Below are 1,326 nucleotides of genomic sequence, written 5' to 3' on the forward strand. Positions count from 1 at the left end.
TAGGAAAAATCAATGACAAAGATTTTGAAATGATTAAAAATAAAATAGTAGAAAATATAATAAGCCCTGCACTAAGACAGGGAAATTCAAAAAATGAGCCAAATCCTTTCATTTCTGAAAAGTAATGAAAAAATTATTACTAAAAAATATCAATCTAAAATAAAGGATTAGCATGACAGAAGAGAAAGAAAATATTATTAAAGAAGTTTGTAAAGAGTTAAACATTACTCAAACTGAATTAGGAAGACAATTAGATGTCTCTGCTTCTACAATAAATACTTGGGCTAGTGGTAAAATTCCAACTTAGTGGATTATATTCTTCTGAAGAAATGGGCGTTGGGGTTACTGAAAGTAGTGATATTATTATCGATATTGAAGCCGAACAAAACAATACTCATGAAAACAAAAAGAAAGTTGATTTCTCACAAAACTTTTCACAATCAAACGCTACAACTTTTAGCGAAGATGAAAGATAAGTTTTGTTATCTTTGGGACTCGAAGTGAAAAATGAAGATGGTTATTATTGGATTGTAGGAAATACCTATGGTTTAAATGAAAAAATCAAGCAATTAGGTTATAGATTTCACTCTGAGAAAAAAACATGGTGGAAGCAAATTGGAAATGTGGCCTAAGAGCGCACATGAAAATATGTTATAATTTAGGAGTTAAGCATGCAAGGATATGCCATGAAAAAAGAAATTACACTCAATGAGAGCTTTAAAGCATTATTGGAAAGTATTTTTTCAGATACTGATTAAGCTAAAAAGCTCATTCAAGCTTTTGAAGAATTTGCTAATGATAGAGCAACAACGCAAAGGCTTAATTTTGGGAATTTAAAGCAAGAAGCCATTGAGCAAATAAGAAATGAGTTGGTTAGCAAGGATTTATTCCAATCTGAGATTAAAAGACTTGAAAACTTATTTTATTCTGAGATTAAAAGACTTGAAGCCGAAATCAAACTATCGGTAAGTTCATTAAAACAACAAGGAATCTATTGGCTTATAGGAGCTTGTGTTGTTAGCATTGCTACTATAATTTCAAGTGTTTGGGCAATAATGGACTTTATGTTTGTAGAACACTTAAAATAATACTCTCACACTAGAAACAATCTAGTGTAACTTAACCCTAAGGTGGGATATTTTATCCCTTGACTTTTAGCATTTTTTTGTTATAAGATAAGGAGAAAAAAGAAAGATTTTTTCAAAAAAATAGTAATATTTACAAAAATACCCACAAAAGCAATCTTAATATTCATGGAATCTATTGGCATAGGATTGTTTATAAATACAGGCGATAGTAGAGCTTTTATTATTTTAATTGAAAGTT

General features: G+C 29.6%; 3 protein-coding genes. All 3 read left to right on the top strand.

Annotated elements, in window-relative coordinates:
• Positions 1-172 precede the first annotated feature (172 nt).
• From ELQ11_RS10190 to ELQ11_RS10420, 3 genes are read left to right on the top strand one after another with little or no spacing between them, the layout of a single operon-like run.
• On the top strand, positions 173-307 hold the full coding sequence (locus ELQ11_RS10190) for a helix-turn-helix transcriptional regulator (RefSeq protein WP_002813602.1): 135 nt from the start codon (positions 173-175) through the stop codon (positions 305-307).
• Positions 288-476, top strand: coding sequence for a hypothetical protein (locus ELQ11_RS10415; protein ID WP_243833555.1), 189 nt, complete (start codon positions 288-290; stop codon positions 474-476). The genes ELQ11_RS10190 and ELQ11_RS10415 overlap by 20 nt, the downstream gene beginning before the upstream one ends.
• Before the next feature lie 3 nt (positions 477-479).
• Entirely contained in the window at positions 480-632 is a 153-nt protein-coding gene (locus ELQ11_RS10420) for a hypothetical protein (protein WP_166739189.1), read from the top strand.
• Positions 633-1,326 lie beyond the last annotated feature (694 nt).

This window comes from Campylobacter sp. US50a, from assembly GCF_004379015.1.
Classification (GTDB): domain Bacteria; phylum Campylobacterota; class Campylobacteria; order Campylobacterales; family Campylobacteraceae; genus Campylobacter_D; species Campylobacter_D jejuni.

Coding starts and splice junctions, on each gene's coding strand:
- ELQ11_RS10190 (WP_002813602.1), top strand. CDS start 173: ATGACAGAAGAGAAAGAAAATATTATTAAAGAAGTTTGTAAAGAGTTA.